Here is a 26,444-nt window from a genome sequence, read left to right on the forward strand (position 1 = left end):
GCTCGCTCTCCGTTTCCTTTTAGGTCGAACTTACCCCGCAACCTGTCCGCCATCCACCGAAAGCAGGGCGCCGGTGATGAATCTGGCCTCATCCGACGCGAGGAACGCGATCGATGCAGCGATATCCTCGGGCGTTGCGATCGGCCCCAGCTTGGGCCTCAGATGATCGAGCAGCTTCTCCTCGATCCCGTCGATCATGCTGAACCCACCGGCGATCAGCGGCGTATCGACCGAGCCCGGGCAGACCGCGTTCACCCTCACCCCGCGCGAGGCATATTCCACCGCGATCGAGGTGGTGAGCCCCACCACGCCATGCTTGGAGGCGGCATAGGCGACTGCATAGGGTGTGCCGACCAAGCCGGCTGCCGAGGCGACGTTGACGATATTGCCTTTCACTGCCGCGAGATGCGGCAGCGCGAATTTGGACAGGTGGAAGACCGAGCCGAGATTGATGTCGACGAGGCTGCGCCACGTCTCCTCGCTCGTGTCGGTGACATGGCCGAAACCGCCGATGCCGGCAATATTGGCGAGGATGTCGATTCGGCCCTGCCAAGCGAGCGCAGCCTCGGCCAGCGCGGCGCATTGCGCGGCGTCGGCCGCGTCGAAGCGCAGTGCAAGCCCTTGGCGCGCCAGCATGCCGCGCGTTTCCTCGGCGCCGGGCAGGTTGCGGTCCGCCGCGACGACCAGCGCGCCTTCCTCGGCCAGCCGGATCGCGGTCGCCCGCCCGATGCCCGATGCCGCGCCGGTGACCAGCGCGACCTTGTCCCTGAGACCCCTCATCCTCTCTCCTCTGCTTTCATTGCTTCCAGCTGCGCGCCGCGCGTCTCGGGCAGGGCCAGCCAGATGAGGGGCAGCGCGGCGAAGGCGCTGAAGCCGAGCAGTCGTGCTGCCGCCCCGGTAGTGCCCAACCGCGCAGCCAGCCAGCCAAGCAGCAGCGGCGCTGCCACCATGCCCCAGCGGCCGATCAGATTGTGGCACCAGCCATTGGCGGCGGCGCGCACCTCGGTCGGGAACAGCTCCGAATTCAGCGTATATGCGATCGTCCACAGGCCGAGCATCGCCTGCAAGCCAACCCAGCAGGCGGCGGTCACCCGGTAATCCACATTGGAATAGGCGGTGACGGTGAGCGTGCCGAGCATGACGAAATAGAGGCTGGCGGCGACGCGGCGGCCGAGCAGGTCCATCAGATAGCCGGACGCGACATAGCCGCCGGCCGCCGCGGCAAGGCCGAAGGGCGCGATCAGCGCGAGGTCGGCGGCCACCCAGCCGCGCTCGTTGAGCACGTAGAAGGAAAAGAAGGCGGTGCTTGCGATCGAGGCGAAATTGGTGACGAACCACAGCGCGCTCATCGTCAGGAAGCGGCCGCGCAACGCTGGCGCGACGAGCAGGCGCAATTCGCCGATCAGCGACGGCCGCGCCCGATCCGGCCGGAAAAGTGGTGTCTCGCGCAGCCGGGCAATCAGCAGCGGCAGGAGCAGCAGCGGCGCGCCGCCGATCACGAACAGCGCTCGCCAGCCGAGCGGGGTTTCGAGTGCGGGTGCCAGCAGCACGAGCGGCAGCGCCGCACCGAAGCTGCCGAACGCGCCTAAAAAGCCGTTGGCCCGACCGCGCCAGGCGGGCGGCAGTGTTTCGCTGACGATCAGATAGGCCATCGCGATCTGCGAGACGAGCAGGGCGCGCGTGACGAACTGCAGCGCGGTGTAGGCGATCAGGTCGCTTGCCAGCATGGTGGCCAGAGACCCCAGCGAAAAGCCGCCGGCCGCGATCAGCAGCACCGGCCGCCGCCCGATCCGGTCGGCCAGGCGGATCAGGAACCAGGCGGCAATGGCACCGAGGCCGATCACCGAAAGGGCGCTGCCCAGCTGTGCTGCGTCCGCTCCATAGGCCTTGCCCGCATAAGGCAGCACCACCCCCGTCAGGCTGATGTCGAATCCCTCGAACATCACGACGAAGGCCAGCATGGCGATCAGCCCGGCATGGGTGGCGGTGAAGCGCTCGGCAGGGGCGGAAAGATCGATGCTGCGTTCGGCCATGCTCGCTCGTTTAGCAGCATGCGTAATCGAAGCGCAGGATATATTCGCAAAGCAAAATGAAATCCGGCCAGATTCGGGTGGCTGCTCGCTCCTCCCGCCCGGCGCCGCCCGGCTATTGCAACACCGGCACCCCGTTCATCCGCCGGGTGCGGTAATGGCTCGGCGTCTCGCCGAAGCGGCGGCGGAACGCGGTGGCGAAGCTGCCCTGGTGATCATAGCCGAGCTCCGCGGCGATGGCCTTCAGCGGCATTGCGGTTTCCGCGAGCATCCACGCCGCGCGGGTGAACAGCGATCGCTCGACATGGTCCATCACCGTGCGGCCGGTCGTCGCCTTGAAGGCGCGCATCAGGTGGCGGCGCCCGACGCCGCACAGCTCGGCCAGCTCGCCCACGTCCGGCGGCGGGCGGGTGCGGTCGGCCAGCCGCTCGTCGATGCGCCGCATCTGCCACGGTGCGAGATTGCCCACGTGCAGCCCCTCGCCCCCGCGCACCGTGGCGAAATAGCGGGCCAGCTCGCCGAGCAGCATCAGGCCGAGTCCCGCGATCACCGTGTCGCGTGCGATGCTTGGACGCGGCAATTCGATCGACAGGCGTTCCAGCAGGTCGAGCACCGCCGGCGCGCGGATGTCGACGCAGGCGGCCAGTTCCTCGCCGCTCGACTCCGGGCCGATCCGGGTCAGCTCGCGAAAGCGATCCTCGTCGAAGCGCGCGATGATGAACTCGCGATTCGGGAAGCCGGGCGAGATGACGTGCAGCGGTGTGCGCGCCGGTACCACGATGGCGGTGCCGAACGGCGAATAGGTGCCGCCCTCGCCCAGGCAGCCCCTGGCGGGCGAAGTGAAGGGCGGCGGCATGTAGATCAGTGACGGCTCGTCGATCTCGTGCGTGCGCTGGAACGGGCCGCTGCTGTGCTGGCTCAGCACCTCGAGCCGGAAATTGGCGAGCTGCAGCTCGGCCGCAGTCCAGAATTCACCTTCCATGCGTCCCTCCGCGCGCTTTTCGTCGCGTCGTTCAGATCGCGTCACTTTAGCCGATCCACGTCTCCATCGCCACATGCGTAGCGATTGCTGCCCGCTGCCTGCGCAGTAGAATGAGCGGAGAACCGACGGAGAGGATATGAACAACCCGATTGCGACCGAGGAACAGGCCCGCTTCGAGCGCGAGGCGCTGCAGGTGCTGGCCGATCCGCGCATGCAGGCGGCGATTGCCGACCGGCGCGCCTACTGGCTGGACAAGGCGCAGCCGCGGCCCGGCATGCGCAAGGCGTTCGACAGCAAATATGACGAGGTGGTGTTCGGCGCGATCATCTGGTCGCTCAACACCGATGCCGAGCGGCCGGCGGTGGTGACCATCAGCCGCATCCCGCACAGGCTCGGCGGGCTCGACGTGCCGGGATCGCGCTGGGGGCTCGACAATCCGGACTCGGTCTATCGCGTCATCCCGATCAGCGGGGCGGAGCGGTACGTGATCCGCGGTCGCGTGCCCGAGCATCGTCTGACCGAGAATTATTTCACCTTGTGGAACGCGCATATGGGCACCGTCGACGTGCTCGACGGCAAGTCGCTGGTGCTGGATGCTGACGGACGGTTCGAAATCGCGGTGGACAGCGATTCGAGGGGTGATCGGCCCAACCATGTCCGCTCCTCGCCCGAGGCGGTTGAATTCTACATCCGCGACGTCGTGACCGACTGGGCGCGCGAGCGGCCCAACGAACTGTCGATCGAGCGGCTGGGCGGCGCGCCGCAAAAGCCCGAGCGTAGCTTCGACCAGAAGGTCGACGACGCCATCGCGATGCTGACCAGGAATATCGACAACACGATGCGCTGGAACGCGCAGGCCACCAACAAGCCTGCCAATGCCTTCGATTTCACCATCGATCGCGACAGCGACGGCGCGTTGCGCAACCAGATCTACGTCATGGGCTATTTCGATCTCGCAGAGGATGAGGCGCTGGTGATCGACGTCAATCTCGGCGGCGCCGACTATTTCCTCGCGCCGATCACCAATATCTGGGGGACCACCAACGACATCGTCCACCGTACCTCCAGCCTCAATCTCACCCAGGCCGTGCGCAACGCGGACGGCACCGTGACCTTCGTCGTCTCGGAGCGCGATCCGGGCGTCCACAACTGGCTCGACACCTGCGACATGCCGGAAGGGTTGCTCACGCTGCGCTGGGCCGAGTTCGCCAACGGCCGGCCGGACGAAGGCTTCGGCGCCAGGAGCCGCGTTGTAAAACATGCCGCGCTGAAAGATGCGTTGCGGGCGGAAACGCGCTGGGTGAGCCCGGACGAACGCGAGGCGCAGCGCGCCGCGCGCGCGGACAGCTATGCATGGCGGATCGCCGAATGAGCGGGCGCAGCTGGATCGTCACCGGTTGCTCGACCGGCATCGGCCGGGCGATCGCCGAGCATATCGTCGCGCTGGGCGACAATGTCGCGGTCACGGCGCGCAAGCCGGCGGACGTCGCCGACATAGTCGCGGGCCGTGACAATGCGATCGCGCTGGCGCTCGACGTCGCCGATCCGGAGCAGGTGAAGGCCGCCGTCGAGGCGGCCCGCGCCCGGTTCGGCCGGATCGACGTCCTCGTGAACAATGCCGGCTACGGCTATGTCGCTTCGATCGAGGAGGGCGACGAGGCCGAGGTGAAGGCCATGTTCGACGTCAACCTGTTCGGCGCAATCCGCATGGCCAAGGCGGTGCTGCCAGAAATGCGTGCGCGGCGTAGCGGGCACATCATCAACATCTCGTCTCTCGCCGGGCGCATCGCCAATCCCGCCACCGGCTATTACAGCATGTCCAAGCACGCGCTGGAGGCGATGGGCCAGGCGCTGGCGCGCGAGGTGGCCGAGCTCGGCGTGCGCGTCACCTCGATCGCGGCCGGCATGTTCCGCACCGATTTCTCGGGCCGCTCGCTGAAGAACGGGGAAGAGGGTATCGCCGATTATAAGGACGGCGTGCATGCCCGCATGGCGCTGGTCCGCTGGGTGGACGGCCGGCAGCAGGGCGATCCCGCCAAGCTTGCCGAGGCGGTCGTCGCCGTGGCTGACATGGCGGCGCCACCCATCCAGCTGATCCTCGGCCCGGACGCCTTTGCGGCGATCGAGGCCCGGATGGCGGAGACACGTGCGTCGATGGAGGAACACCGCGCTTTGACCCATTCTACCGACTTCGTGGCATGAACCACACAGTGCGTAGTGATTATGGGATTCTTTTGCGCGAAGACGATTGAAAATCACAAAAGCTCTGGATATGCGCAGCGGCGAAAACGACATGCCGCCAGCGCTTTTGCTCCGCGCGGCTAAGGAGGGAATTTTCGAATGATATTCAAAAAATCTGCCCTGCTGACCTGCGCTGCCACCCTTGCCGTGGTTGCCGCTTCGGGCAGCGCCTGGGCGCAGGATGCCGCGCCAGCTGCGGCCGCGCCGGAATCCGGCGGCCTCCAGGACATCGTCGTGACGGCACGCCGCACGTCGGAATCGCTCCAGAAGACTCCGATCGCCGTTTCCGCGCTGAATTCGTCCGCGCTCGAGAAGATCAACGTCCAGCAGGTCGACAAGATCGCGCAGGTCGTGCCGAACCTGGTGATCAGCCAGCAGTCCTCGGCGCTGTCCGCCTCGTCGATCATGATCCGCGGCATCGGCCAGACCGATCCGTCGCTCGGTCTCGACACCGCGGTCGGCGTCTATCTCGACGGCGTCTATGTGGCGCGCAGCGCCGGCTCGATCTTCGATCTCGTCGATCTGGAGCGCATCGAGGTGCTGCGCGGCCCGCAGGGCACGCTGTTCGGCCGCAACACGACCGGCGGCGCGATCCAGCTGGTGTCGAAGAAGCCGTCGGACGAATTCGGCCTGACGGTGAAGGGCGGCTACGGCACGCGTAACAACTGGTACGGCCGTGTTCGGATGGATACGGGCAAGATCGGCAATTCGCCCTTCTCTGCCGCCTTGACCTATTATCACCGCCAGAAGGACGGCTATTTCGACAACACGTTGACCCCGAAGAGCAAGGATCCGGGCTCGCTGAACGTTGACGCCTACAACATCGCCGTTCGCGCCGATCTGGACAATGTCCAGATCAACTATAGCTATGACTATGACAATCGCACCGGCGCTCCAGGTTTCTTCCAGACCGTGGCGCTGAGCGATGCGGCGCTGGCTTATTACAGCCGGTCGGCTTCGCTGGGCGGCGCGCCGCTGCAGTATGTCGGCGCCGACACGCGCCTCACCAGTGGTCAGCAGCAGCCTGGCTTCGACAATCATTACACCTCGAAGACCGTCAGCCAGGGTCACAATCTGACGGCGAGTTGGCAGGCGTCGGACGCATTCACGCTGAAGTCGATCACCGGCTACCGCAAGCTGCACCTGTTCAACGTGCTGGGCCTCAGCGGGCAAGGCGATCTTAAAGGCGTGGTCTTCGATCCCACGTCGCCGACTTTCACCTCGGTGCAGTCGGTAACGCCTTATAACGGCTATAACGGCCCGCAGAATCAGAAGCAGTTCTCCGAGGAACTTCAGGCGCTCGGCAAGGTGGGAGACTTCAGCTACGTCGTCGGTCTCTATTATTTCCGCGAGAAGGTGAGCGAGGACAATCATCAGTTCCTCACCGCCGTCCTGCCCGGCTCCACTTTCGGCCTGCCGCTCGATTATGTCGGCCTCAACCTCAATCCCGAGGCCAAATATCATCAGACCTCGAAGTCCTACGCCGCCTTCGGGCAGGTGAGCTGGCGGCCGCAGGCGCTCGACGAGAAGCTCGAGGTGACGGGCGGCATCCGCTATACGAAGGACAAGAAGTTCCTTCGTCTCGAGAATAGCACCTATGGCGTGCCGAACGTAAGCAACACGAGTGGCGGCGTCAGCTTCGACAACGTCTCATTCCTCGGATCGGTCAGCTATCAGGTGACCCCGCAGGCGCTGACCTATGCCAAGGTCTCGACCGGCTACAAGTCGGGCGGCTTCAATCCCCGCGCCGACGGTATCTGCAACGCGCCGGCACCCGATGGCACCTGCCCGACCGGGGTCGGCTATCACCTGAACACCTTCAAGCCGGAGAAGCTGACCTCGTTTGAGATCGGCGCCAAGACCGACTTCTTCGATCGTCACCTGCGCATCAATGTGGCGGCCTTCTACAGCAAGTATAGCGACCTGCAGGTGCCGCAGTTCGCCTCCGGCAGCGGCGGCGCGACCACGCTCCTCGTCAATGCCGGCAAGGCCGACTTCAAGGGCGTCGAGCTGGAAGTGACCGCCATTCCGGTACGCGGGCTGACGCTGAGCGGCTCGCTCGGCTACACCGATCCGAAGTACAAGCAGTTCCTGTTCCTTGATCCGGCCACCAACATGGTGACGGATATCGCGAGCTCGGCACGCTTCCCGGCGGTTGCGAAGTTCAATTCAAACGTCGCGGCGGAATATGATTTCGAGCCGATGTCCTTCGGTCAGCTCTCCGCGCGGGTGTCCTACGCCTATCGGAGCCACGTCTACTTCTACCCGAACGATGCGGTGAACCCGTTCCAGAAGCAGGTGGCGTCGCCCGCGACCAACAATGTCGATGCGCGCATCGCGCTCAGCGACATGCCGGTCGGCAACCGAGCCAAGGCGGAGATCGCGGTCCTTGGCGAGAATCTGCTCAACGAAGATCAGGTCGTCTACGGCATCGACTTCGGCGGCCTCGGCTTCGGCGGCAAATTCTACAGCGAGCCGCGCCGCTTCATGGTCGAGTTCAAGCTGACCTACTGATCCCTTTCGCAGCGGGGGCGACGAAGATCCTCGGAGGCCTGGCCTCCGGGGATTTTCGCTGTCTGGCGTTCTTCGGGTCCGCCCTGTCGCGGCGATATTCGCAGGTGATATTGTAATCCTGCGCGGTTTCAGCATCATCGTAGGCGCGGCAGGAAGACCGCAAGGGGTGGAGGGCGGATTGCGGTATCAGAAGCAGGCATTTGGCGAAGGCGAGAAGGTTGCGCTCGACGGCGCGACGTTCACGGCCTGCAGCTTCTACAAGACATGCTTCGAATATAGCGGCGGCGCGCTGCCGGAGTTCATCGATTGCCGCATGGAGGATTGCAACCTGAAGCTCACCGAGGCCGCCGGGCGTACCGCGGCCTTTCTGCGCCGGGTCTCCGAACGCAATTCGGGCGGCGCCAATGCCGTGCTCGGCATCCTCGGCATCGATCCGGCCGCCACCCCGGTCAGCAAGGCGCCAACACAGAGTTGACGGCGCCCCGGCGCGGTTCCAAGGCGCAGCGATGCGCTTCTTTTCCGACAATGCCGCCCCGGTCTGCCCCCAGGTGATGGAGGCGATCTCCCGTGCCAACCATGTCGATACCGCCTATGACGGCGACGCGCTGAGCCAGGGCCTCGATGCGGCCTTTAGCGCGCTGTTCGAGACGGAGGTGGCGGTGCTTTGGGTCACGACCGGCACCGCGGCGAACGCGTTGGCGCTTGCTGCGCTGTGCCCGCCGCACGGCGCAGTGGTCACGCATCGCGAAGCCCATATCCAGGCCGACGAATGCAATGCGCCGGAATTCTTCACCCATGGCGCCAAGCTGCTGCTCGCCGACGGCGAGGGCGCCAAGCTGACACCGGCGGCGGTGACGGCGGTGCTCGATTCGGTACGCGCGGACGTCCATCGTGCGCAGCCGGCGGCGCTCTCGATCACCAACGCCACCGAATATGGGCTGGTCTACACGCCGGACGAGGTCGCCGCGCTGGGTGCGTTGTGCCGCGCGCGTGGGCTCGGTTTCCACATGGATGGCGCGCGGTTCGCCAATGCGATCGCCCATCTCGGCTGTCATCCCGCCGACGTGACGTGGCGCGCGGGCGTCGATGCGCTGAGCTTCGGCTTCGTCAAGAATGGCGGCATGTCGGCAGAGGCGCTGGTCTTCTTCCGGCCCGAGCTGGCGGCGGCGACGCACTATCGGCGCAAGCGGGCGGGCCACCTGCTCTCCAAGGGGCGCTATCTCGCCGCCCAGATCCATGCGCTGCTCGCAGACGGGCTGTGGATCGAGAATGGCCGCAAGGCCAATGGCGGCGCCGCACGCATTGCCGCTGCGGCCGGCGACAGGCTGCTCCATCCCGTCCAGGCGAACGAAGTCTTCCTGCGTCTCACGGTCGGGGAAGCGGCGGCGCTACGTGCGCAGGGCTTTGACTTCTACGATTGGGGGCCGGGCGAAGCGCGTCTCGTCACCTCGTGGAGCCAGCCCGAAACCGAGATCGCGGCGCTGGCGGCCGCGATCTCGGCGTTGTGAGCGAGACGCTCACCGGCGAAGCGCCGATCGGCGCGCGGACGCAGGCGCGCGTCCTGATACCCTTCGCGATCGTCACGCTGGTCTGGAGTTCGACCTGGCTGGTGATTCGCGATCAGCTCGGCACGGTGCCGCCGTCCTGGTCGGTAACCTATCGCTTCGCACTCGCCGCGGTCGCGATGTTCGCGGTGGCGACGCTGCGGCGCGATCCGATCCGGCTGCGCGGGCGTGATCAGGCGCTGGCCGCGGCGGTGGGGATCGCGCAGTTCACGATCAACTTCAATTTCGTCTACCGCGCCGAACATTATGTGACGTCCGGCCTCGTCGCGGTGGTGTTTGCGCTGCTCCTCGTGCCCAATGCGCTGCTCGCCTGGATCTTCCTGGGCCAAGGCATTTCTCGCCGCTTCCTCGCCGGATCGGCGGTGGCGATCGGTGGGCTCGCAATGCTCTTCCTGCACGAGATCCGGGCATCGGCTCACGGCGCGACATCCGTGCTTAGCGGTATCGGCTTCACCCTCGCGGGCGTGCTGTTCGCATCCAGCGCCAACATCCTCCAGGCCACCGATCGGGCGCGCGCGCTGCCGATGACGACGATGCTCGCCTGGGCCATGCTGTGGGGCGCGCTTGCCGATTTCATCTGGGCCTGGGCCACGGTCGGGCCGCCGCAGATCGAGACGCGGCCAAGCTATCTGCTCGGCATCGCCTATCTCGGCCTCATCGGATCGGTGCTCACCTTCCCGCTCTATTTCGGCGTGATCCGGGTAATCGGCCCGGCCCGCGCGGCCTATTCGAGCGTGCTGATCCCGCTCTTCGCGATGGCGCTGTCCACCCTGTTCGAAGGATATCGCTGGACATGGGAGGCGGCGGCCGGTGGCGCGCTGACGCTGTTCGGGCTGGTGATCGCATTGAGAGCACGCAGCCCGGCGCGATAGTCGGGATAGCGCGGTGCCCAGCCCAGCAGGCGCCGGGCCTTGCCGTTCGCGACCCGGCGATTCTCCGAATAGAAGCCGCGGGCCGCTGGCGACAGGCCGGCATCGTCCAGCGCCAGCAGCGGCGGCGGCGCCATGCCGACTAGGTCGCAGGCCGCCTCGATCACCGCATTCTGGCTGGCCGGACGGTCGTCGGCGAGATTGTAGATGCCCGCCGGCCCTCGATCGATCGCGGCGAGCACGCCCGAGACGATGTCGTCGACATGGACGCGGCTGAACACCTGGCCGGCCAGGTCGATGCGATGCGCCTTGCCTTCGCGAACCCTGTCCAGCGCCGATCGACCGGGCCCATAGATGCCGGGCAGGCGGAAGACGCGCACGTCGGGGCGCAGCGCGGCCCAGGCGCTGTCCGCCTCGACCCGCGCCGACCGGCGGCCGCCGCCGATGGGTGCGCTTTCATCGACCCAGGCTCCGCCCGTATCGCCATAGACGCCGGTGGAGGATATATATCCGCACCACGCCAGCGGCGCCCCGGCAATGATCGCGCCGTAACGGGCCAGCACCGGATCGCCGTAGCCCTCGGGCGGTACGGAGGAGAGGAGATGGGTCGCGCTGCCGATCGCCGCTTCCACCGCGGCCGTATCGTCGAAGGCGCTGTCGCCATCCTCCGTGCGGCGCCGCGTCGCGCTGACGCGCCAGCCGCGCCGGCGCAGAGCGGCGGCGATGCGGCCGGCGGTGTAACCCGGTCCGAAAATGTGCATATGCATGGCTCTGTCCTCCCGCTGCACCGGCACGTCCTGCCGCCATTGAATCGGCCCTGCTCGCCGCGTACATCGGCTCCATGCTTGATATCCAGTCCGCCGCCGCCGAGACTCCCCACCTCATCCGCCGCGAAGACTATCGGCCGCCCGACTGGCTGGTGCCGGATATCGCCCTGGATTTCGTTCTGGACCCCTCGGCCACGCGGGTAAAAGCGGTGCTCAGCCTCGTACGCAACGGCGCGCATGCGCGGCCGCTGCGCCTGGAAGGGGCGGGACAGGAGCCGCTTGCACTGCGCCTCGATGGCACACCGCTGGATGCGGATGCCTGGCGGCGCGACGGCATGGCTCTGCTGATCGACCTGCCCGGCGATGCCCACAGGCTTGAAACCGAAGTGGAGATCGTTCCGGAGACCAATACCCAGCTTATGGGTCTCTATGCGTCGGGTGGCCTGCTCTGCACCCAATGCGAGGCCGAAGGGTTCCGCCGCATCACCTATTTCCCCGATCGGCCGGACGTGCTCAGCCGCTACAAGGTGCGTATGGAAGCGGATAAGGCGCGCTTCCCGGTGCTGCTCGCCAATGGCGATCCGATCGCCCAGGGCGATCTGGAGGGCGGCCGGCACTGGGCCGAATGGCATGATCCCTTCCCCAAGCCCTGCTATCTGTTCGCGCTGGTCGCCGGCGATCTCGCGGTCAACCGGGACAGTTTCACCACCATGTCGGGCCGCGCAGTGACGCTCGGTATCTGGGTGCGCGAGGCGGACATAGGCAAGACGCATCATGCCATGGCCGCGCTCAAGGCCTCGATGGCATGGGACGAGCGCGTCTATGGCCGCGAATATGATCTCGACGTGTTCAACATCGTCGCCGTCTCCGATTTCAATTTCGGCGCGATGGAGAATAAGGGCCTCAACGTCTTCAACTCGCGCTACATCCTCGCCGATCCCGATACGGCGACCGATGCGGATTACGATGCGGTGGCAGGTGTCGTGGCGCACGAATATTTCCATAACTGGTCGGGCAACCGCGTCACCTGCCGGGATTGGTTCCAGCTGTCGCTGAAGGAAGGCTTCACCGTCTTTCGCGATCAGAGCTTCTCGGCCGACCAGGGCTCGGCGGCGGTCAAGCGGATCGAGGACGTCCGCGCGCTGCGCGCTGCGCAGTTCCCGGAGGATGGGGGGCCGCTCGCCCATCCGATCCGGCCCGAAGCCTATATGGAGATCAGCAACTTCTACACGGCGACCATCTACAACAAGGGCGCCGAGGTGATCCGCATGCTTTCGACCATCCTGGGTCCCACGGATTTCCGAGCCGGCTGCGATCTCTATTTCACCCAGCATGACGGCACCGCCGCCACCTGCGAGGATTTCGTTGCCGCGATGGAGGAAGCGTCGGGCAAGGATCTCGCCCGGTTCCGCCTGTGGTACAGCCAGGCCGGCACACCGCGCGTGCGCGCTTCGATCGACTGGGAAGCGCCGGGCGGCCGCGCGCGGCTGAAGCTCGCGCAGGACGTGCCGGCGACGCCGGGCCAGCCGGTGAAGGAGCCGATGCCGCTTCCGCTCAAAGTCTCGCTGTTCGGAGAGCTATCGGGGGAGAGCTTCGGCGGCGAGCGGCTGGTGATGCTCGACGAGGCGCATCAGGAGGTGTTGTTCGAGGGCGTGAGCGAGCGCCCGATTCTTTCGATCAACCGCGGCTTCTCCGCGCCCGTGATCGTCGAGACCGACCGGTCGGCGGCCGATCTCGCCTTCCTGTCCGGCCATGATGACGATCCCTTCGCCCGCTACGAGGCGATGCAGCAGCTCATGATCGACACGCTGCTCAGCGCCGTTTCCACCGGCGAGGCGGACCATGCCCCGGTGATCGACGCGGTACGCCGCACCCTTACCAACAATGCGCTGGACCGCGCCTTCATCGCCGAGGCGGTCCTGCTGCCGACGGAGGCGTTCATTGGCGATCAGATGCTCGTGGTCGATCCCGATGCGATTCGGCGGGAGCGGGATGCGCTGCGCATCGCGCTGGGCAGCGAGCTGATCGACGAATGGCGCGCTGCCTACGCTGCCAGCAAATCCGGGCCGTTCGAATATTCGCCCTCGGCCAAGGGCGCGCGGCGGCTGCGCACCGTGGCGCTCGGCTACATCGCGGCGGCCGGTGTGCCGGATGCGCCCAGGCTCGCCCTTGCCCAATATCGTGGGGCCGATAACATGACCGACCGGCAGGGCGCGCTCGGCGTGCTCGCCAACGGTACCGCGGCGGAACGCGAGGAGGCGCTCGCCGATTTCTATGGCCGCTACAAGGGCGATGCCCTGGTGCTCGACAAATGGTTCACCACCCAGGCCCTCTCCACACGGGACGACACGGTCGAGGTGGTCGAGGCGCTGGCGCAGCATCCGGATTTCACCCTCGCCAATCCGAACCGCCTGCGTTCGCTGGTCGGTGCCTTCACCGCCAACCAGCGCGCCTTTCACGACGCGTCCGGCCGCGGCTATCGCTTCCTGGCGGACATGGTGATCGCGGTCGACCGGCTGAACCCGCAGACCGCGGCCAAGCTGATTCCGCCGCTCGGCCGCTGGCGCCGCTTCGATACCCATCGCGCCACGTTGATGAAGGCGGAGCTGGAGTGGGTGCTGGCGACACCGGGGCTCTCGAAGGACGTGTTCGAACAGGCTTCGAAAAGCATCGTCTGACCGGCTATCCCAGTTTCCGCTGGGATGAAGGAACGGAGCTGCCTCCGGCCGTGACGAGCGATCGATATAGTGCCGCATAGGCCATGGCCTGGCGATCGATCGAGAAATGCTGCGCCCGTCGCCGGGCGGCCTCGCCTAGGGTGCGTCGCCGCTCCTCATCGTGCAGCCCTGCCAATGCGTCGGCCAGCGCGGCCGGACGCCTGGCCGGGACGAGCAGCGCGCCGTCGGGACCGACCAGGTCCGGCACGCCACCGACCGCGGTTGCGACACAGGGCAGTCCGCTCGCCATCGCCTCGATCAGCGCTAGCGGCATCCCTTCATGACCGGAGCACAGCAGAAAGGCGTCGATCCGCGCGAAGAACGCCGCGCTGTCGGTGGCCGGCCCGGCCAGCTCCACATGCGGCAATCCCCTCGTAGCTGTGCGCAGCCTCGCTTCCATCGGTCCGTCGCCCGCGATCGCCAGCCTGGCATCGATACCCCGGGCGCGCAGCAGCGCCACCGCGGCGAGGGCATCCTGATGGCGCTTCACGGGATGCAGCCGGCTGAGCATGCCGATGACGAGTCCTTCGCCTCGCCGCGCCGGCGCCGGCGGATAGCGGGCAAGATCGATGCCCGTGGCGATCGTCAGCGGCCGCCGCCCGGCCAGCGGCGCGAAGCGGCGGGCGAGATCGTCCGAAACGGCGGCGAGCGCGTTCATTCGCCGCAGCGCCCGCGCGATCGGCAAGGCCCAGCGCCAGGCCATGCCCGGCGCGACATGCAGCGTCGCCAGCCGAGGCACTGGCAGATGCGCCGCGTGGATCGCCGTTACATGGCCGTGGGCGTGCACCAGCTGGGTCCCGCGGCTCTCGAGCACCGCGCGCAGCCGAGCGTCGAAATCACCAGCCCGGCTGTCCAGCGCGACGTGAGGCACCGCGCCGGGGGAAAGCATCGCCCGGCCTTCCGGCGCGCGCTCATGCGTGATCAGCAGCGGCGCGATGCCGAGCGCGGCGCCGGCGCGGGCAAGCTCGATCGCAGTCCGCTCTCGTCCGCCGATCTCCAGCGTCGGCAGGAGATGGGCGACCCGGATCATGGCTGAGTGGCAAGCGTCCTGGCGGCTTCGGCGTAGCGACGGAAACTGGGGCCGTGCTTTTCCACCCGTGCACCCCGTTCGCAATGGCAATTGGGGCAGTTGAGCTGGAAGGCATTGCGCGCCGCCTCGTGGTGCGCGGGTGTGTAGAGCATCTGCGACAAGCGCGTATCGTGCAGATTGCCGAGATCGAAGGCGACGTAGCAGAGCTTCACGGAGCCGTCCGCGCCGATCCACAGCAGCTTGCCGGCATCGCAGGCGATCCGCATCTTCTCCTGCCGGAGCGCCCAGTCGCCGATCGAGGCCAGGCTCGCCGGTGATTCGGTCAGGATGTGCGGCTGGCGCGCCTTCACCTTCACCAGATGTTCGACGAGGCGAGTCACGCGCTCCTCGTCCTCGGGACGGAACTGCAGGTCCAGTTCGGGACCGTCCTGGAAATAGGGCAAGGAGTAATGGACGATATCGATCTGGACGCGTGCGTCGTAGCGTTCCGCGAAACGGCGGACATGCTCGAAATCCTCGATCGTGGCGGTCTGTCGGCTCAGCAGGAAATTGAATTGGAGATCGAGCCGATCGGGTCCGTAGGCCGCCCGCACGGCATCGAGGCTTTCCACGAGCCGGGCATGGCGCCCCGGCCGTTGGACATAGCGGTCATAGGCGTCGCCTTGTCCATAATAGCCGATCGTCACCTTGCGCAGGCCCGCGGCGTGGAGTGCGTCGATCTTGCGGTCGAGCACCAGCCCGTTGCTCGTCACATAGGCGCCGATGCCGAGCCGGCTTGCCGTCTCGATCATGCGCGGCAGCTCCGGATGAAGCAGCGGCTCGCCGCCATAGAGACGCACCGCCGGGATATTGGCCTTCGCTGCATCCTCCAGGACGCCTGCGACCAGCGCATAGGGCAGTTGTGATCCGGGCATGAAGTCCCGCCCATAGCGGCAGCCGGTGCAGCGCAGGTTGCAATGAGCGGTGATCGCGATCGTGATCTTCTCGGTGCGGGCGCGTACCAGATCGGGCCATATCTGATTCAGGCCGCCGCGCAGCCGGGCGCCCGATCGATGAGCGGCCTTGAGCATCGGTGCGGAGGCCGGCACGGCATGCGCCAGCTTCCGTCCGAACGACTGAATGTCCATCGCAGGCCCCCTGATTCCCGTGGAAGCGGCGATCCTATGGAAAATGCAACGTTAACTCACCGAAATAGAGGGTTAATTGGAGCATGGCTGCAAATAGTTCGGCGCGGGAGCCTAGATCAGCTCGATCGTTCGGCCGGGTTCCGCTTTCTCCATCGCACGGCGGAAAGCGGGCCGTTCGGCGATGCGACCGAGATAGGCGACCAGATTCGGATAGGGTGTCAGCTCCCGCCCGGTGAAGCCACGCATCGCGGTGAGCGGGAAGAGCATCATGATGTCGGCCGCGGTGAAGGCCTCGCCCGCGAAGAAGGGTGCCTGAGCCAGTCTCTCCTCGACGATGCGGTAGCCGCGGTCGATGCGATCCCCGATCCAGGCTGCGGCTTCGGGCGGCGGGCCGCCGGTGGCCATGCGGACGGCGAGGTCCATCATCATCGCCGGCTGCATCGATCCGTTCGCGAAATGGAACCAGAACAGATAGTCGGGGTAGTTGGCCGCGTCGGGCCGCACGGTCAGCCGGCCTTCGCCATATTTGGCGACGATATATTCGATGATCGCCCCCGATTCGCCGAGCGCGAGATCGCCGTCGGTGATCGCCGGTGCCGTGCCATAGGGGGTCAGCGCCTTATAGTCTTCCGGCGCGAAGCCGGGCGCGCGCTGATACAGTTTCAGCTCATAGGCTATGTCCAGCTCCTCGCAGAGCCAGACGATCCGGTCCGACTGGGAAACACCCAGATGATGGACGGTGAGCATGATGGCGATCCTCCCTGTGTCGCCCGACCCTACACCGTGCAAGCTCCTGCCGCGCCCGCAAAAGATTGTGGCGTTCCTCCGCGTGGTCGCAACCTCGATCAATGGACAGCGCCGCACATGGAACATATAAGGAACAAATGGCCCAGCTCGATATCAAAGAAAAGCTCGCCATTCTGGCCGATGCCGCAAAATATGACGCGTCCTGCGCCTCGTCCGGCACGAAGCAGCGCGACAGCGCGGGCGCGAAGAGGGGTATCGGATCCACCGAAGGCATGGGCATCTGCCACGCCTATGCGCCGGATGGGCGCTGCATCTCGCTGCTGAAGATCCTGCTGACCAACAGCTGCGTGTTCGATTGCCATTATTGCATCAATCGGAAGAGCTCGAACGTACGCCGCGCGCGTTTCACGGTGGAGGAGGTGGTCAACCTCACCCTCTCTTTCTATCGCCGCAACTATATCGAGGGGTTGTTCCTCTCCTCGGGCATCATCCGCTCGTCCGACTATACGATGGAGCGGATCGTCGCCGTCGCGCGCAGCCTGCGCGAGGAGCACGGCTTTCGCGGCTATATCCACCTCAAGACGATCCCGGATGCGGATCCGGATCTGATCCGCCTTGCCGGCATCCATGCCGACCGTGTGTCGATCAACATCGAACTGCCCACCGCGAGCGGCCTGAAGCGGCTCGCGCCCGAAAAATCCGGTACCCGCATTGCCGGCGCGATGGCGGGAATGCGGGCCGCGATCGAGGATGGCCACGATGCCCGCCGACGTTACAGGTCCGCGCCCGACTATGCGCCAGCCGGCCAGTCGACCCAGATGATCGTCGGCGCGGACAGTGCGAACGACGGCGAGATCGTGCGCACGGCGCGCCGTCTCTACGATCGTTACGCCCTGCGCCGCGTCTATTATTCCGCTTTCAGCCCGATCCCGGATGCGAGCGCGATCCTGCCGCTGCGCCGCCCGCCGCTGATGCGCGAGCACCGGCTCTACCAGTCCGACTGGCTGATGCGCTTCTACGGATTCGGCGCGGAGGAAGTGGCGCAGGCGGCGGGCGCGGATGGGATGCTGCCGCTCGACATCGATCCCAAGCTGGCCTGGGCGCTCAAGTTTCGCGAGCATTTCCCGGTCGACGTCAACCGCGCGCCGCGCGAGGCACTGCTGCGTATTCCGGGCCTTGGCATCAAGGCGGTGGACGCCATCGTGGCGGCGCGGCGCGTGCGCATGTTGCGGCTCGACGATCTCGCCCGCCTCACCGTGTCCATCGCCCGCATCCGGCCTTTCGTCACAACGCCGGATTGGCGGCCGACAACATTGACCGACCGCGCCGATCTGCGCCGTGCGCTCGCATCGCCGGAGCGACAGCTCGAGCTGTTCAGCGCGTGATGTGGCGGCGAAGCTATTCTGCGGCGGCCGTCGCCGGCGCGGCCGTCGCCGGCGCGGCCGTCGCCGCGGTCCGGCGGACGAACAGCAGTGCGCCCGAGATCAGCATCACCGGCACTTCGAACATCAGGCACATGCGGGTGAAGCTCTGGTCGCCATGGTCGAGCGCCAGCCCGATCAGCCGGCCGAGCACAATGAGCGCGAAGATCACGAAGCATAGCCACAAGGCCCAGCGCGGGTCGCTGCGGCCGAGCGCGGCCGGGATCAGGAACAGGCCGATCGCGATCGGGAAGGTGCCGTACATGACGCGTACGTCGGTATGGGCCGCGGTGGCGACCAGTGCCTGTCCGTTGGCCGCGAAATTGGTCGCCGGATCGATGAGATAGAGCAGGCTGGGAACGATGAAGAACAGCGCCATGAGCGCAAGCCAGATGCGTACCATGTCCGTCTCCCGCGATCGCCCGGCAGCTTTGCTGCGCTTTCGTGCTGCGATCGCCCGGTCATCCTATCATCGCCGGCGGGCTCCCACCATCACCGGGAAGCCGTGCCATGGCTGAAATACTGCATCGGGTGACGCTGGCGGCGCAGGACGATTTCGAGGGCTGGCGCGAGGCGGCGCGAGCGCTGGTGATGCACGGCGTCCCGCCCGAAAGCGTGGTCTGGCAGGTGGCGGGCGAGGGTGGCGATCTGTTTTCAGCCGTCGCCGCGATGCCGTTGCCGCCCGTTGGCGGGGACGGCGGGTTCAACGTGCCGCGCGGCTTCATCGATATCGCCCGGACAGCCATCGCGCATCGCGATCCTGAACGCTTCGCCCTGCTTCATGCATTGCTCGGCCGGATCCGGGATTGGCCGGGCGCGCTTGCGGATCGGGCCGACCCCCTGGTGCGGCGCGTCGAGACGATGGCGCGGCAGGTGCGCCGCGACATGCACAAGATGCATGCCTTTCTGCGTTTTCGCGAAATAGCCGAACCCGATGGAGCCGTCCGCTTCGTCGCCTGGTTCGAACCAGATCATCATATCGCCCGGATGAATGCCGGGTTCTTCGTTCGGCGCTTCGCCACGATGCGCTGGTCGATCCTGACCCCGGAGGTGACGCTGCACTGGGACGGCGCGTCCTTGTGCGAAGGGCCCGCAGCGCAGCGCGCCGACGCGCCGGCCGGCGATCCCGTGGAACAGGTCTGGCGGACCTATTATGCGTCCATCTTCAACCCGGCCCGCCTGAAAATCGGCGCGATGCTGAAGGAGATGCCGAAGAAATATTGGAAAAACATGCCCGAAACCGCGTTGGTGCCGGAGTTGATCGCAGGTGCGCAGGCACGGGAGGCCGGCATGATCAGGACCGCAGCAAAGCCGCAGCAAGGCCATGATCGCAAAGCCGCGCTCGCCGCCCTGGCCGAAGAGGCGCGGGGCTGCACGCGCTGCGATCTGCATCGCCATGCGACGCAGACGGTGTTCGGCGAAGGTCCGGCCAACGCACGGCTGATGATCGTCGGCGAACAGCCCGGCGATCAGGAGGATCTCGCCGGCAGGCCCTTCGTCGGCCCGGCGGGCCAGCTTTTCGATCGGGCCATGGCCGACGCGGGGCTCGATCGCGGGAGCGTCTACGTCACCAACGCGGTCAAGCACTTCAAGTTCGTGCCGCGCGGCAAGCGCCGGCTCCACCAGAGCCCCAATGGCGGCGAGATAAAGGCCTGCCGCTGGTGGTACGAGCAGGAAAGGCTGGTGTTGCGGCCGCGGCTGACCTTGGCGATGGGTGCGACCGCGGCGCGCCAGATGTTCGGCAAGATCGTCACCATATCCGCGGCGCGCGGCCGCGCGCATCGGCTAGAGGATGGCGGCGAGGGCTGGGTGACGGTGCACCCGAGCTTCCTGCTGCGTGTCCAGGATGAGGCCGACCGGCGCGAGGAATATGCTCGCTTCGTCGAGGATCTCGTGCAGGTGAAGGAACGGTTGACGGCCTTGGATTGAGGACGGGCCAGCGCCACATCGATCCGCTGACGTCACACCGGCCACACCGACATGATCAGCGGCACACCCGCCAACACGACGAGCAGAGAAAGCGGCGCGCCGAGCCGGGCATAGTCGCCGAACTTGTAACCGCCGGGACCCATGACGAGCGTGTTGCACTGGTGGCCGATCGGTGTGAGGAAGTCGCAGCCGGCGCCGACCGCCACCGCCATCAGAAAGGCATCCGGCCGCAGATGGATGTCGTGGGCGAAGGTCGCCGCGATCGGTGCCATCACCAGCACCGTCGCGGCATTGTTGAGGAAGGGCGTCACCGCCATCGCGGCGACCAGGATGAGCGCCACCGCCCCCCATGCGGGTAAGGTCGCGGCCAGAGTGGAAAGCCAGCCGGCGATCAGGTTGGTGCCGCCCGTCGCCTGCAGCGCCTCGCTGACCGGAATCAGCGCGCCCAGCATCACCAGAATCGGCCATTCGACATGCTGATAGGCCTCGCGCGGGGGCAGCGCGCCACTAAGCATGACGAGCGCCGCGGCGCCGAAGAAAGCGACCGCCACCGGCACCAGCCCGAAGGCCGTCAGCCCCATCGCCACCGCCAATATGCCCACCGGCAGCAGGCCGCTGCGCACGTTGCCGAGCCGCAGCGGACGTTCGGCGAGCGGCAGGCAGCCGAGCTCGCGCAGCTGTTCCGGCAGCATGTCGAGCGGCCCCTGCAGAACGACGACGTCGCCCGCGCGCAGCGGTGTATCGCCAAGGCCGCGTATCTGGCGCTGGCCCGATCGGGAGAGGGCCAGCAGGTTGACGCCGAACCGCTCGTGCAGACCGATCCGCCCCGCCGCACGGCCGACGAGCAGTGACTGGGTGGTCACGACCGCCTCGATCACGCCGATGTTGTCGGCGGGCGTGTCCGTGACGGCGGCACGATCTTGTCCTTCCAGCGCAAGGCCGCCTGTCGCGATGGCGCGCTCCAGCGCATCGGGTTCGCCGCGCAGCAATAGCACGTCGCCTTCCTCAAGCGCCGCACCGCGCATCGCGACGCGCTGCCGCCGGGAGCCGCGGAGGATCGCGCCCACCTCCACCTGCTGCTCCTGCGCGAAGGCTGCGAGATCCTTCTCGATCAGCGCGCTTCCTTCGGCAACGCGCGCCTCGGTCATATAATCCTTGATATCGAGCGCATCGCCCATCGTCGGCGCCGCGCGCCTTCCGCGTGGCAGCAGCCGATAACCAAAGCGCAGGAAGATGATTCCGATCAGTGCGAGGCCGAGACCCACCGGCGTGTAGTCGAACATCCGAAAGGGCTCGCCGGTCATCTGCTCGCGCACGCGCGACACGATGATGTTGGGTGAGGTGCCGACCATCGTGATCAGTCCGCCGAGCAGTGAGCCGAACGACATCGGCATCAGAAAGACGGAAGGGGACGCGTTGGACTTCTTCGCCATCTTCAGGGCCGCCGGCATCAGCATGGCCAGCGCGCCGATATTCTTGACGAGGGCCGACAGGAAGGTGACGGATGTTACGAGTACGGTGAGCTGCCAGCGCACGCGGCTGACATGTGCGGAGATGCGCCCCAGCAGAGACTCGATGATACCTGATCTTTCGACCGCCGCGCTGACTACCAGCGCGCTGGCGACGATGATCACGATATCGTCGCTGAAGCCGTCGAATGCCTTCTTCGCCGGCACCGTACCGACGGCGACCGAGACGAGCAGGGCGAGCACCGCCACCAGATCATAGCGCAGCCTTCCCCAGATGAAGAGCACCATCATCCCTGCGAGGATGGCGAAGGCGGCAATCTGAGGTCCGGTCATTACCGCTCCGCATTATGTGTCGGCGAGCCAACGCGCCGCACGCGATTTCGCCGCACGCGCTCGCAGTCGGGAGAGGATTTCGGCTTCGCGCGTTTTGCAGCCATGATCGAGACTGATCGCCACATCGTCGCGGAGGCCCATCGCGAACTGGCGGATAGTGCCGGCGAGTTGAAGGACAGCGCCCAACAACAGGCGGACAGTGCGGATCGGCGGACCGTGCTCGCGGCGGATCGTACGGTGCTGGCTGGCGAGCGGACCTATGCCGCCTGGGTGCGGACCGGGCTTGCCGCGCTCGCCTCCGGCATCGGCGCGCGCACGCTGCTCGACGGGCTGATGTCCCATTGGCTGATCGGCGCCGCTGGCAGCCTCCTCGTGCTGTTCAGCGGCTTCTGTTTCGTCGCCGCGGTTTGGCGCGCTCTGATGCCAGGCGCTCCGCCGCCTCGCCCGGATACGCGCCGCGTGCCGGAATGGTTGCTCGTCGCCGTCAACGGTTTCTTGTTGCTCGTCTCGCTTGCTGCGCTGATCGGCATATGGTCGCGCTGACCGCCATATCGACAGGAGAACTCGCTATGCCGTTTACCGGAAGCTGTCACTGCGGAGCTATTCGTTATACCGTCGATGAAGATCCGCCGAGCAAGGCCGTCATGTGCAACTGCTCGATCTGCCGGCGCAAGGCGCAGCTCCATCATTTCACCACGCCGGACCGTTTCACGCTGGAAACGCCGCGCGATGCGTTCGAAACCTATCGTTTCAATCATCATGCGATCGCTCACCATCACTGCCGCACCTGCGGCTGCTCGCCCTTCGCCGAAGGCAAGACTCCGCAGGGTGAGGCGATGGTGGAGATCAACTTGCGCTGTGCGGACGAGATCGATGCCGACGCCCTGGAAATCAGCCACTTCGATGGCGCAAAACTGTAGAGGATCTGAAACCGGTCGGACTACGGTGCAGCCTCGCAGACGCAGGCGCATCCGGCCCTGATTGCGTTTGGGTGCGTCGCGGCAGAGAATGGGTCAGGGAGAGGTCTCCGACGTGATCGAACGACGGAACGCCGCGGAAAGGCGCCATAAGACCGGCCATTGCCCGTCCAGGCGGCTGGTCAGGGGCGCATGGCGAGGGGGCTCTGCCATTCGTCAGCAGGGGGTAAAGCCTGCATCGCAGCTTGTGGAAAGGTGCAGAGACGGAGAGGAGGCTATTGTCCGATCCAGTCGGCCACCTGCACGGCTACCTGATTAGCAGCCTGATTGAGCGCCGCGCCGACCGGAGCCGCTCGTTCGTCGGAAACCGGCACATGCGCTTCGAAGCGGCGTGTTTCCAGCTGATCCTTGCCGGATCGGGAGAGCGTCGCGTCGAAGATCACTACCGCGCTGCCCGACGGATGGTCGAGACCGAACGCCTTGATCCCGCCGCTGAGTCTGATGCCTGGCGAAACCGAGAATTGCCGCACGTCCAGGACGACATGGCTGGTCCGCGCTGCGATAGTCTCGGCCAGCAGACCGCGAAACATCTTGGCCGGCGTATCGGTCCACTGTGCATCTTTGAGATAGGCGATCTCGGTCGCGCTTGCCTGCACTGGGACGCGCAGAGTGGAGAGCGGCGCGGGTGCGCTCGGCGTGATCACCACAACGGCCTGGCCATCCGTCGCGTTGCGCGCCGTATCCGCGGGCAGGGTGGCGGTCGGCGTAAGCGTCAGCAGCGATGCCGGTGGCTTCGCGCCGAAGCTCAGGCAGGCGGCCAGAGGCACGGCGGCCGCGAGAGCCAGGAGGGAGCGCGCCTTCATCATCTTCCTTTCGGCTTATAATCGGGCAGCTTGCTGCCGCCGAGCACGGCGCCTGCGCCGCCTCGGTCGAGGCGGTTGGCCACGCCGGTCAGCGCTTCGGACATTTCGGTGAGGTCTCGCACCAGCTGGCTGATTTCCGGTATCGTCTGCGCGGAGAAGGCCCTGAGTCCCGGCTTGGCCTCGCTGACCGTCGAATCGATGCTCTCGAGCGTGTGCTTGGCAGCGGCCACAGTCTGGTTGAGATTGGCCAGCATCGGCTTCACGTCGCTCTGCATCGCCGCGTTGGTGGTGTCCGCCAGCGCGCCAATCTTCTGCGCGGCATCTCCCGCCTGCTGCACGGCGATCCTGGTTTGCGCCAGCGTTGCGGCAATCTCGGGACCGCGCGCGGCCAGATCTCCCGAAAGCTTGTCGACATTGGCAAGAATGCCGGTGATCGATTTCTGATTCTGGTCGGACAGCAGCGAGGTCATCCGCTCGGTGAGCGTCGTCAGCCGCTCCAGCAGTTGGGGTGCCGTGCTGAGAAGTGCGCCGAGCCCGCCCTGTCGTGTGGGGATCACCGGTTTGCCATAGGGGCCCGGTTCGGAGATCGGCGGGGCTCCCTTGATGGCGCCATCGAGGTTGATCTGGGAAACGCCGGTGAAGCCGACGCCTGCGATCGATGCCGTGGTGCCTTGCAGCACCGGCACGCCTTCGTCCACGGAGATGCGCACGCGCACAAATTCCGGGCTATCCGGCATCAGCTTGATCTCTTCCACCTTGCCGGTCGGCACGCCGGAGAAGGTGACCTGCGATCCCTTGGCGAGCCCGTCCACCGATTGCTTGAAGAAGATGTCGAACTGCTTCCGGTCGGGATTCCCGATGTGCATGATCCAGATGATCGTGGCGAGCGTCAGCACCAGGAGGCCCAGCACGACGCCGCCGACGAGAACATGGTTGGAGCGGGTTTCCATCAGCGTCTCATCGTTTTGCGCCGAGCGCGGCGCGCCCGCGGGGTCCGTTGAAATATTCCTGAATCCACGGATGGTCCAATGCCAAAAGTTCCGGGATCGTTCCAACCGCGATCACTTTGCGATCGGCGAGCACGGCGACGCGGTCGCAAATGGCGTGGAGCGTGTCGAGATCGTGGGTGATCAGGAATACGGTGAGGCCGAGCGTTTCCTTGAGGTTCTTGGTCAGTTCGTCGAAGGCGGCAGCCCCGATCGGATCGAGGCCCGCCGTAGGCTCGTCGAGGAACAGCAACTCTGGATCCAGCGCCAGGCTGCGCGCGAGACCTGCGCGCTTCTTCATGCCGCCGGACAGCTCGGACGGGAATTTGGGCGCGGCCTCGGCGGGAAGGCCCGACATCATGATCTTATAAGAGGCGATCTCGTCGAGCAGCTGCTGGTGCAGCTCCGGATAATATTCGCGTAGCGGCACCTCGACATTTTCGGCGACGGTCAAGGTCGAGAAGAGGGCGCCGCCCTGGAAGAGCACGCCCCAGCGCTTGCGCACGTTGGTCGCCTCGGTGTCATCCCGGCCGATCATCGATTCGCCGAACACATGCACCTCGCCTGCCACGGGGTGCTGCAGTCCGATGATCGATCGCATCAACACGGATTTGCCCGTGCCGGACCCGCCGACGACGCCGAGAATCTCGCCGCGATGCACATCGAGGTCCAGCTCGTCGTGAATCACCTGCTCTCCGAACGCGTTGCGCAGGCCACGCACGGAGATGACGATTTCGCCGTCCGTGTCGCTCATACCCAGCCGATGCTCGAGAAGAAGACGGCGAAGAAAGCGTCGAGCACGATCACGAGGAAGATGCCCTGCACCACCGCGGCAGTGGTCCGCAGGCCCACTTCCTCGGCATTGCCTTCTACCTGCATGCCCTGGAAGCAGCCGGCCATGGCGATGATCAGGCCGAACACCGGCGCCTTGAGCAAGCCCACCCAGAGGTCGGTGATCGGAACCACCTCGCGGATGCGCTGGAAGAAAGTGATCAGCGGGATGTCGAGCGAGATCCAGCAAAACAGGCCGCCGCCGATGATCGCAACCAGCGCGGCGTAGAAGCCGAGCAGCGGCATCATGATCACCGTCGCCATCACGCGGGGGATGACCAGCGCCTCGATCGGCGAGACGCCGATGGTGCGCATCGCATCGACTTCCTCTGCCAGCTTCATCGATCCGAGCTGTGCCGCGAAGGCGCTACCCGATCGACCGGCCACCATGATCGCCGTCATCAACACGCCGAGCTCGCGCAGCGTTATCCGGCCGATCAGGTTGATCGTGAACACCTCGGCGCCGAACTGGCGCAGCTGTACGGCGCCCTGCTGCGCGATAACGATACCGATCAGGAAGCTCATCAGACCGATGATGCCCAGCGCATCGACGCCCACCACCTCGAACTGACGGGCGATGGCATTGCCGCGAAAGCGCTTCGGATCGCGGATTATGTCCCAACAGGAAATGAGGATCGCGCCGAAGAAGCCGAGCAGCCCATAGAGCATGCGGAAGGCGGAGACCGTAGCGGCCCCCATCTGGGCCAGCACGCGGATGAAAGGGGGCGTCGGATCGGGCCGCATCTGCAACGGCTTGTCGAGCTGGCTCACCTGATCGATCAGCCGTTTCGCATCCTCGTTGGCGCCGGTCACGTCGGCATCGCTGTCGCGCGCAAGCCGGTGGATGAGCCACGCCCCCACGGTGTCGATCCGCTCGATGCCCGACAGGTCGATCGCACGGGGCTGCTTCGCCAGAGTTTCCAGCCGTTGCGGCAGATTGCCGAGCCGCGCGAGCACCAATGCGCCGGAGAAGCGCAGGGCATCGTCCTCTTCGGTGAAATCGGCCGGGCTGTTCATGCGGGGCGCACAGTGGTCCAAACCGAGGGCATCGGCAAGACGGAACGCCTTGAAGGCCAGACGGTTGCACCGGGATGAAACCGGCGCCG

Annotated in this window: 23 protein-coding genes and 1 pseudogene; 11 read left to right on the top strand and 13 right to left on the bottom strand. The window is 66.1% G+C overall.

From position 1 onward, the window contains the following. Positions 1-30 precede the first annotated feature (30 nt). The 3 genes from GQY20_RS02715 to GQY20_RS02725 form a co-directional block, all read right to left on the bottom strand. Entirely contained in the window at positions 31-780 is a 750-nt protein-coding gene (locus GQY20_RS02715; protein WP_157215491.1) for an SDR family NAD(P)-dependent oxidoreductase, read from the bottom strand. Next, positions 777-2,033 carry an MFS transporter gene (locus tag GQY20_RS02720; protein ID WP_157215492.1) on the bottom strand — a complete coding sequence of 419 codons (1,257 nt, stop codon included), beginning with the start codon at positions 2,031-2,033 and terminating at the stop codon, positions 777-779. The genes GQY20_RS02715 and GQY20_RS02720 overlap by 4 nt, the downstream gene beginning before the upstream one ends. Positions 2,034-2,145: 112 nt before the next feature. After that, positions 2,146-3,012 carry a helix-turn-helix transcriptional regulator gene (locus GQY20_RS02725; RefSeq protein WP_157215493.1) on the bottom strand — a complete coding sequence of 289 codons (867 nt, stop codon included), beginning with the start codon at positions 3,010-3,012 and terminating at the stop codon, positions 2,146-2,148. Positions 3,013-3,148: 136 nt separating this feature from the next. On the opposite strand from GQY20_RS02725, the gene GQY20_RS02730 reads away from it, so the two are divergent. The 6 genes and pseudogenes from GQY20_RS02730 to GQY20_RS02755 form a co-directional block, all read left to right on the top strand. Continuing rightward, a complete protein-coding gene (locus GQY20_RS02730) occupies positions 3,149-4,384 on the top strand; it encodes a DUF1214 domain-containing protein (RefSeq protein ID WP_157215494.1) in 1,236 nt (411 codons plus the stop codon). Next, complete coding sequence (locus GQY20_RS02735) at positions 4,381-5,214, top strand: oxidoreductase (RefSeq protein ID WP_157215495.1); 834 nt, start codon at positions 4,381-4,383, stop codon at positions 5,212-5,214. Before GQY20_RS02730 ends, GQY20_RS02735 begins: the two co-directional genes overlap by 4 nt. Before the next feature lie 138 nt (positions 5,215-5,352). Further along, positions 5,353-7,767 (top strand): TonB-dependent receptor, encoded by a 2,415-nt coding sequence (locus GQY20_RS02740; protein WP_157215496.1) that lies wholly within the window; start codon positions 5,353-5,355, stop codon positions 7,765-7,767. Between the two features lie 178 nt (positions 7,768-7,945). After that, positions 7,946-8,242 (top strand): hypothetical protein, encoded by a 297-nt coding sequence (locus tag GQY20_RS02745; RefSeq protein WP_157215497.1) that lies wholly within the window; start codon positions 7,946-7,948, stop codon positions 8,240-8,242. 31 nt (positions 8,243-8,273) lie between these two features. After that, positions 8,274-9,275, top strand: coding sequence for a threonine aldolase family protein (locus GQY20_RS02750; RefSeq protein WP_157215498.1), 1,002 nt, complete (start codon positions 8,274-8,276; stop codon positions 9,273-9,275). After that, a pseudogene (locus tag GQY20_RS02755) lies at positions 9,272-10,120 on the top strand (DMT family transporter); the annotation flags it as partial. The gene GQY20_RS02750 and the pseudogene GQY20_RS02755, both read left to right, overlap by 4 nt. Here GQY20_RS02755 and GQY20_RS02760 read toward each other — a convergent pair. Beyond that, positions 10,057-10,968 (bottom strand): Rossmann-fold NAD(P)-binding domain-containing protein, encoded by a 912-nt coding sequence (locus tag GQY20_RS02760; RefSeq protein WP_232475856.1) that lies wholly within the window; start codon positions 10,966-10,968, stop codon positions 10,057-10,059. The pseudogene GQY20_RS02755 and the gene GQY20_RS02760 sit on opposite strands and share 64 nt — an antisense overlap. Positions 10,969-11,042: 74 nt before the next feature. Between GQY20_RS02760 and pepN the strand changes: the two genes are divergently transcribed. Next, the gene (gene pepN / locus GQY20_RS02765; RefSeq protein ID WP_157215500.1) at positions 11,043-13,646 is read left to right on the top strand and encodes an aminopeptidase N; all 2,604 of its coding nucleotides are present in this window, start codon (positions 11,043-11,045) and stop codon (positions 13,644-13,646) included. Between the two features lie 4 nt (positions 13,647-13,650). On the opposite strand, the gene GQY20_RS02770 is transcribed toward pepN, so the two are convergent. The 3 genes from GQY20_RS02770 to GQY20_RS02780 form a co-directional block, all read right to left on the bottom strand. Then, on the bottom strand, positions 13,651-14,715 hold the full coding sequence (locus GQY20_RS02770) for a glycosyltransferase family 4 protein (protein WP_157215501.1): 1,065 nt from the start codon (positions 14,713-14,715) through the stop codon (positions 13,651-13,653). After that, on the bottom strand, positions 14,712-15,842 hold the full coding sequence (locus GQY20_RS02775; protein ID WP_157215502.1) for a radical SAM protein: 1,131 nt from the start codon (positions 15,840-15,842) through the stop codon (positions 14,712-14,714). Before GQY20_RS02775 ends, GQY20_RS02770 begins: the two co-directional genes overlap by 4 nt. Positions 15,843-15,953: 111 nt before the next feature. Next, a complete protein-coding gene (locus GQY20_RS02780; protein WP_157215503.1) occupies positions 15,954-16,589 on the bottom strand; it encodes a glutathione S-transferase family protein in 636 nt (211 codons plus the stop codon). 137 nt (positions 16,590-16,726) lie between these two features. Here GQY20_RS02780 and GQY20_RS02785 point away from each other — a divergent pair, with 137 nt between their 5' ends. Further along, positions 16,727-17,974 (top strand): putative DNA modification/repair radical SAM protein, encoded by a 1,248-nt coding sequence (locus tag GQY20_RS02785; RefSeq protein ID WP_157215504.1) that lies wholly within the window; start codon positions 16,727-16,729, stop codon positions 17,972-17,974. 13 nt (positions 17,975-17,987) lie between these two features. On the opposite strand, the gene GQY20_RS02790 is transcribed toward GQY20_RS02785, so the two are convergent. Further along, on the bottom strand, positions 17,988-18,413 hold the full coding sequence (locus tag GQY20_RS02790; RefSeq protein ID WP_157215505.1) for a DUF4345 family protein: 426 nt from the start codon (positions 18,411-18,413) through the stop codon (positions 17,988-17,990). Between the two features lie 119 nt (positions 18,414-18,532). Here GQY20_RS02790 and GQY20_RS02795 point away from each other — a divergent pair, with 119 nt between their 5' ends. Beyond that, positions 18,533-19,939: a UdgX family uracil-DNA binding protein gene (locus tag GQY20_RS02795; protein ID WP_157216126.1), complete on the top strand. Its 1,407-nt coding sequence runs from the start codon at positions 18,533-18,535 to the stop codon at positions 19,937-19,939. 32 nt (positions 19,940-19,971) lie between these two features. Here GQY20_RS02795 and GQY20_RS02800 read toward each other — a convergent pair whose 3' ends face one another. Then, entirely contained in the window at positions 19,972-21,741 is a 1,770-nt protein-coding gene (locus GQY20_RS02800) for an SLC13 family permease (RefSeq protein WP_157215506.1), read from the bottom strand. Positions 21,742-21,843: 102 nt separating this feature from the next. On the opposite strand from GQY20_RS02800, the gene GQY20_RS02805 reads away from it, so the two are divergent. After that, on the top strand, positions 21,844-22,284 hold the full coding sequence (locus tag GQY20_RS02805) for a YidH family protein (RefSeq protein WP_157215507.1): 441 nt from the start codon (positions 21,844-21,846) through the stop codon (positions 22,282-22,284). Then, positions 22,272-22,661 (top strand): GFA family protein, encoded by a 390-nt coding sequence (locus GQY20_RS02810; protein WP_408641043.1) that lies wholly within the window; start codon positions 22,272-22,274, stop codon positions 22,659-22,661. The genes GQY20_RS02805 and GQY20_RS02810 overlap by 13 nt, the downstream gene beginning before the upstream one ends. A 272-nt stretch (positions 22,662-22,933) precedes the next feature. Here the strand turns inward: GQY20_RS02810 and GQY20_RS02815 are convergent, their stop codons facing one another. Genes GQY20_RS02815 through GQY20_RS02830 form a run of 4 tightly spaced genes read right to left on the bottom strand, consistent with a single transcriptional unit; the run spans position 22,934 to position 26,355 of the window. Then, on the bottom strand, positions 22,934-23,521 hold the full coding sequence (locus tag GQY20_RS02815; RefSeq protein WP_157216128.1) for an ABC-type transport auxiliary lipoprotein family protein: 588 nt from the start codon (positions 23,519-23,521) through the stop codon (positions 22,934-22,936). Further along, positions 23,521-24,471, bottom strand: a complete 951-nt coding sequence (locus tag GQY20_RS02820; protein WP_157215508.1) for an MlaD family protein — start codon at positions 24,469-24,471, stop codon at positions 23,521-23,523. Before GQY20_RS02820 ends, GQY20_RS02815 begins: the two co-directional genes overlap by 1 nt. 7 nt (positions 24,472-24,478) lie before the next feature. Then, positions 24,479-25,261: an ABC transporter ATP-binding protein gene (locus GQY20_RS02825; protein ID WP_157215509.1), complete on the bottom strand. Its 783-nt coding sequence runs from the start codon at positions 25,259-25,261 to the stop codon at positions 24,479-24,481. After that, positions 25,258-26,355: an ABC transporter permease gene (locus tag GQY20_RS02830; RefSeq protein ID WP_157215510.1), complete on the bottom strand. Its 1,098-nt coding sequence runs from the start codon at positions 26,353-26,355 to the stop codon at positions 25,258-25,260. The genes GQY20_RS02825 and GQY20_RS02830 overlap by 4 nt, the downstream gene beginning before the upstream one ends. Positions 26,356-26,444 lie beyond the last annotated feature (89 nt).

Origin of the sequence: Flavisphingomonas formosensis, from assembly GCF_009755815.1 — a bacterium.
In the GTDB taxonomy this organism is placed as follows: domain Bacteria; phylum Pseudomonadota; class Alphaproteobacteria; order Sphingomonadales; family Sphingomonadaceae; genus Flavisphingomonas; species Flavisphingomonas formosensis.

Bases quoted from the DNA above. Each gene is read 5' to 3' on its own strand.
- GQY20_RS02715 (WP_157215491.1), bottom strand. From the start codon at position 780: ATGAGGGGTCTCAGGGACAAGGTCGCGCTGGTCACCGGCGCGGCATCG.
- GQY20_RS02720 (WP_157215492.1), bottom strand. From the start codon at position 2,033: ATGGCCGAACGCAGCATCGATCTTTCCGCCCCTGCCGAGCGCTTCACC.
- GQY20_RS02725 (WP_157215493.1), bottom strand. From the start codon at position 3,012: ATGGAAGGTGAATTCTGGACTGCGGCCGAGCTGCAGCTCGCCAATTTC.
- GQY20_RS02730 (WP_157215494.1), top strand. From the start codon at position 3,149: ATGAACAACCCGATTGCGACCGAGGAACAGGCCCGCTTCGAGCGCGAG.
- GQY20_RS02735 (WP_157215495.1), top strand. From the start codon at position 4,381: ATGAGCGGGCGCAGCTGGATCGTCACCGGTTGCTCGACCGGCATCGGC.
- GQY20_RS02740 (WP_157215496.1), top strand. From the start codon at position 5,353: ATGATATTCAAAAAATCTGCCCTGCTGACCTGCGCTGCCACCCTTGCC.
- GQY20_RS02750 (WP_157215498.1), top strand. From the start codon at position 8,274: ATGCGCTTCTTTTCCGACAATGCCGCCCCGGTCTGCCCCCAGGTGATG.
- GQY20_RS02760 (WP_232475856.1), bottom strand. From the start codon at position 10,968: ATGCATATGCACATTTTCGGACCGGGTTACACCGCCGGCCGCATCGCC.
- pepN (WP_157215500.1), top strand. From the start codon at position 11,043: ATGCTTGATATCCAGTCCGCCGCCGCCGAGACTCCCCACCTCATCCGC.
- GQY20_RS02770 (WP_157215501.1), bottom strand. From the start codon at position 14,715: ATGATCCGGGTCGCCCATCTCCTGCCGACGCTGGAGATCGGCGGACGA.
- GQY20_RS02775 (WP_157215502.1), bottom strand. From the start codon at position 15,842: ATGGACATTCAGTCGTTCGGACGGAAGCTGGCGCATGCCGTGCCGGCC.
- GQY20_RS02780 (WP_157215503.1), bottom strand. From the start codon at position 16,589: ATGCTCACCGTCCATCATCTGGGTGTTTCCCAGTCGGACCGGATCGTC.
- GQY20_RS02785 (WP_157215504.1), top strand. From the start codon at position 16,727: ATGGCCCAGCTCGATATCAAAGAAAAGCTCGCCATTCTGGCCGATGCC.
- GQY20_RS02790 (WP_157215505.1), bottom strand. From the start codon at position 18,413: ATGGTACGCATCTGGCTTGCGCTCATGGCGCTGTTCTTCATCGTTCCC.
- GQY20_RS02800 (WP_157215506.1), bottom strand. From the start codon at position 21,741: ATGACCGGACCTCAGATTGCCGCCTTCGCCATCCTCGCAGGGATGATG.
- GQY20_RS02805 (WP_157215507.1), top strand. From the start codon at position 21,844: ATGATCGAGACTGATCGCCACATCGTCGCGGAGGCCCATCGCGAACTG.
- GQY20_RS02810 (WP_408641043.1), top strand. From the start codon at position 22,272: ATGGTCGCGCTGACCGCCATATCGACAGGAGAACTCGCTATGCCGTTT.
- GQY20_RS02815 (WP_157216128.1), bottom strand. From the start codon at position 23,521: ATGAAGGCGCGCTCCCTCCTGGCTCTCGCGGCCGCCGTGCCTCTGGCC.
- GQY20_RS02820 (WP_157215508.1), bottom strand. From the start codon at position 24,471: ATGGAAACCCGCTCCAACCATGTTCTCGTCGGCGGCGTCGTGCTGGGC.
- GQY20_RS02825 (WP_157215509.1), bottom strand. From the start codon at position 25,261: ATGAGCGACACGGACGGCGAAATCGTCATCTCCGTGCGTGGCCTGCGC.
- GQY20_RS02830 (WP_157215510.1), bottom strand. From the start codon at position 26,355: ATGAACAGCCCGGCCGATTTCACCGAAGAGGACGATGCCCTGCGCTTC.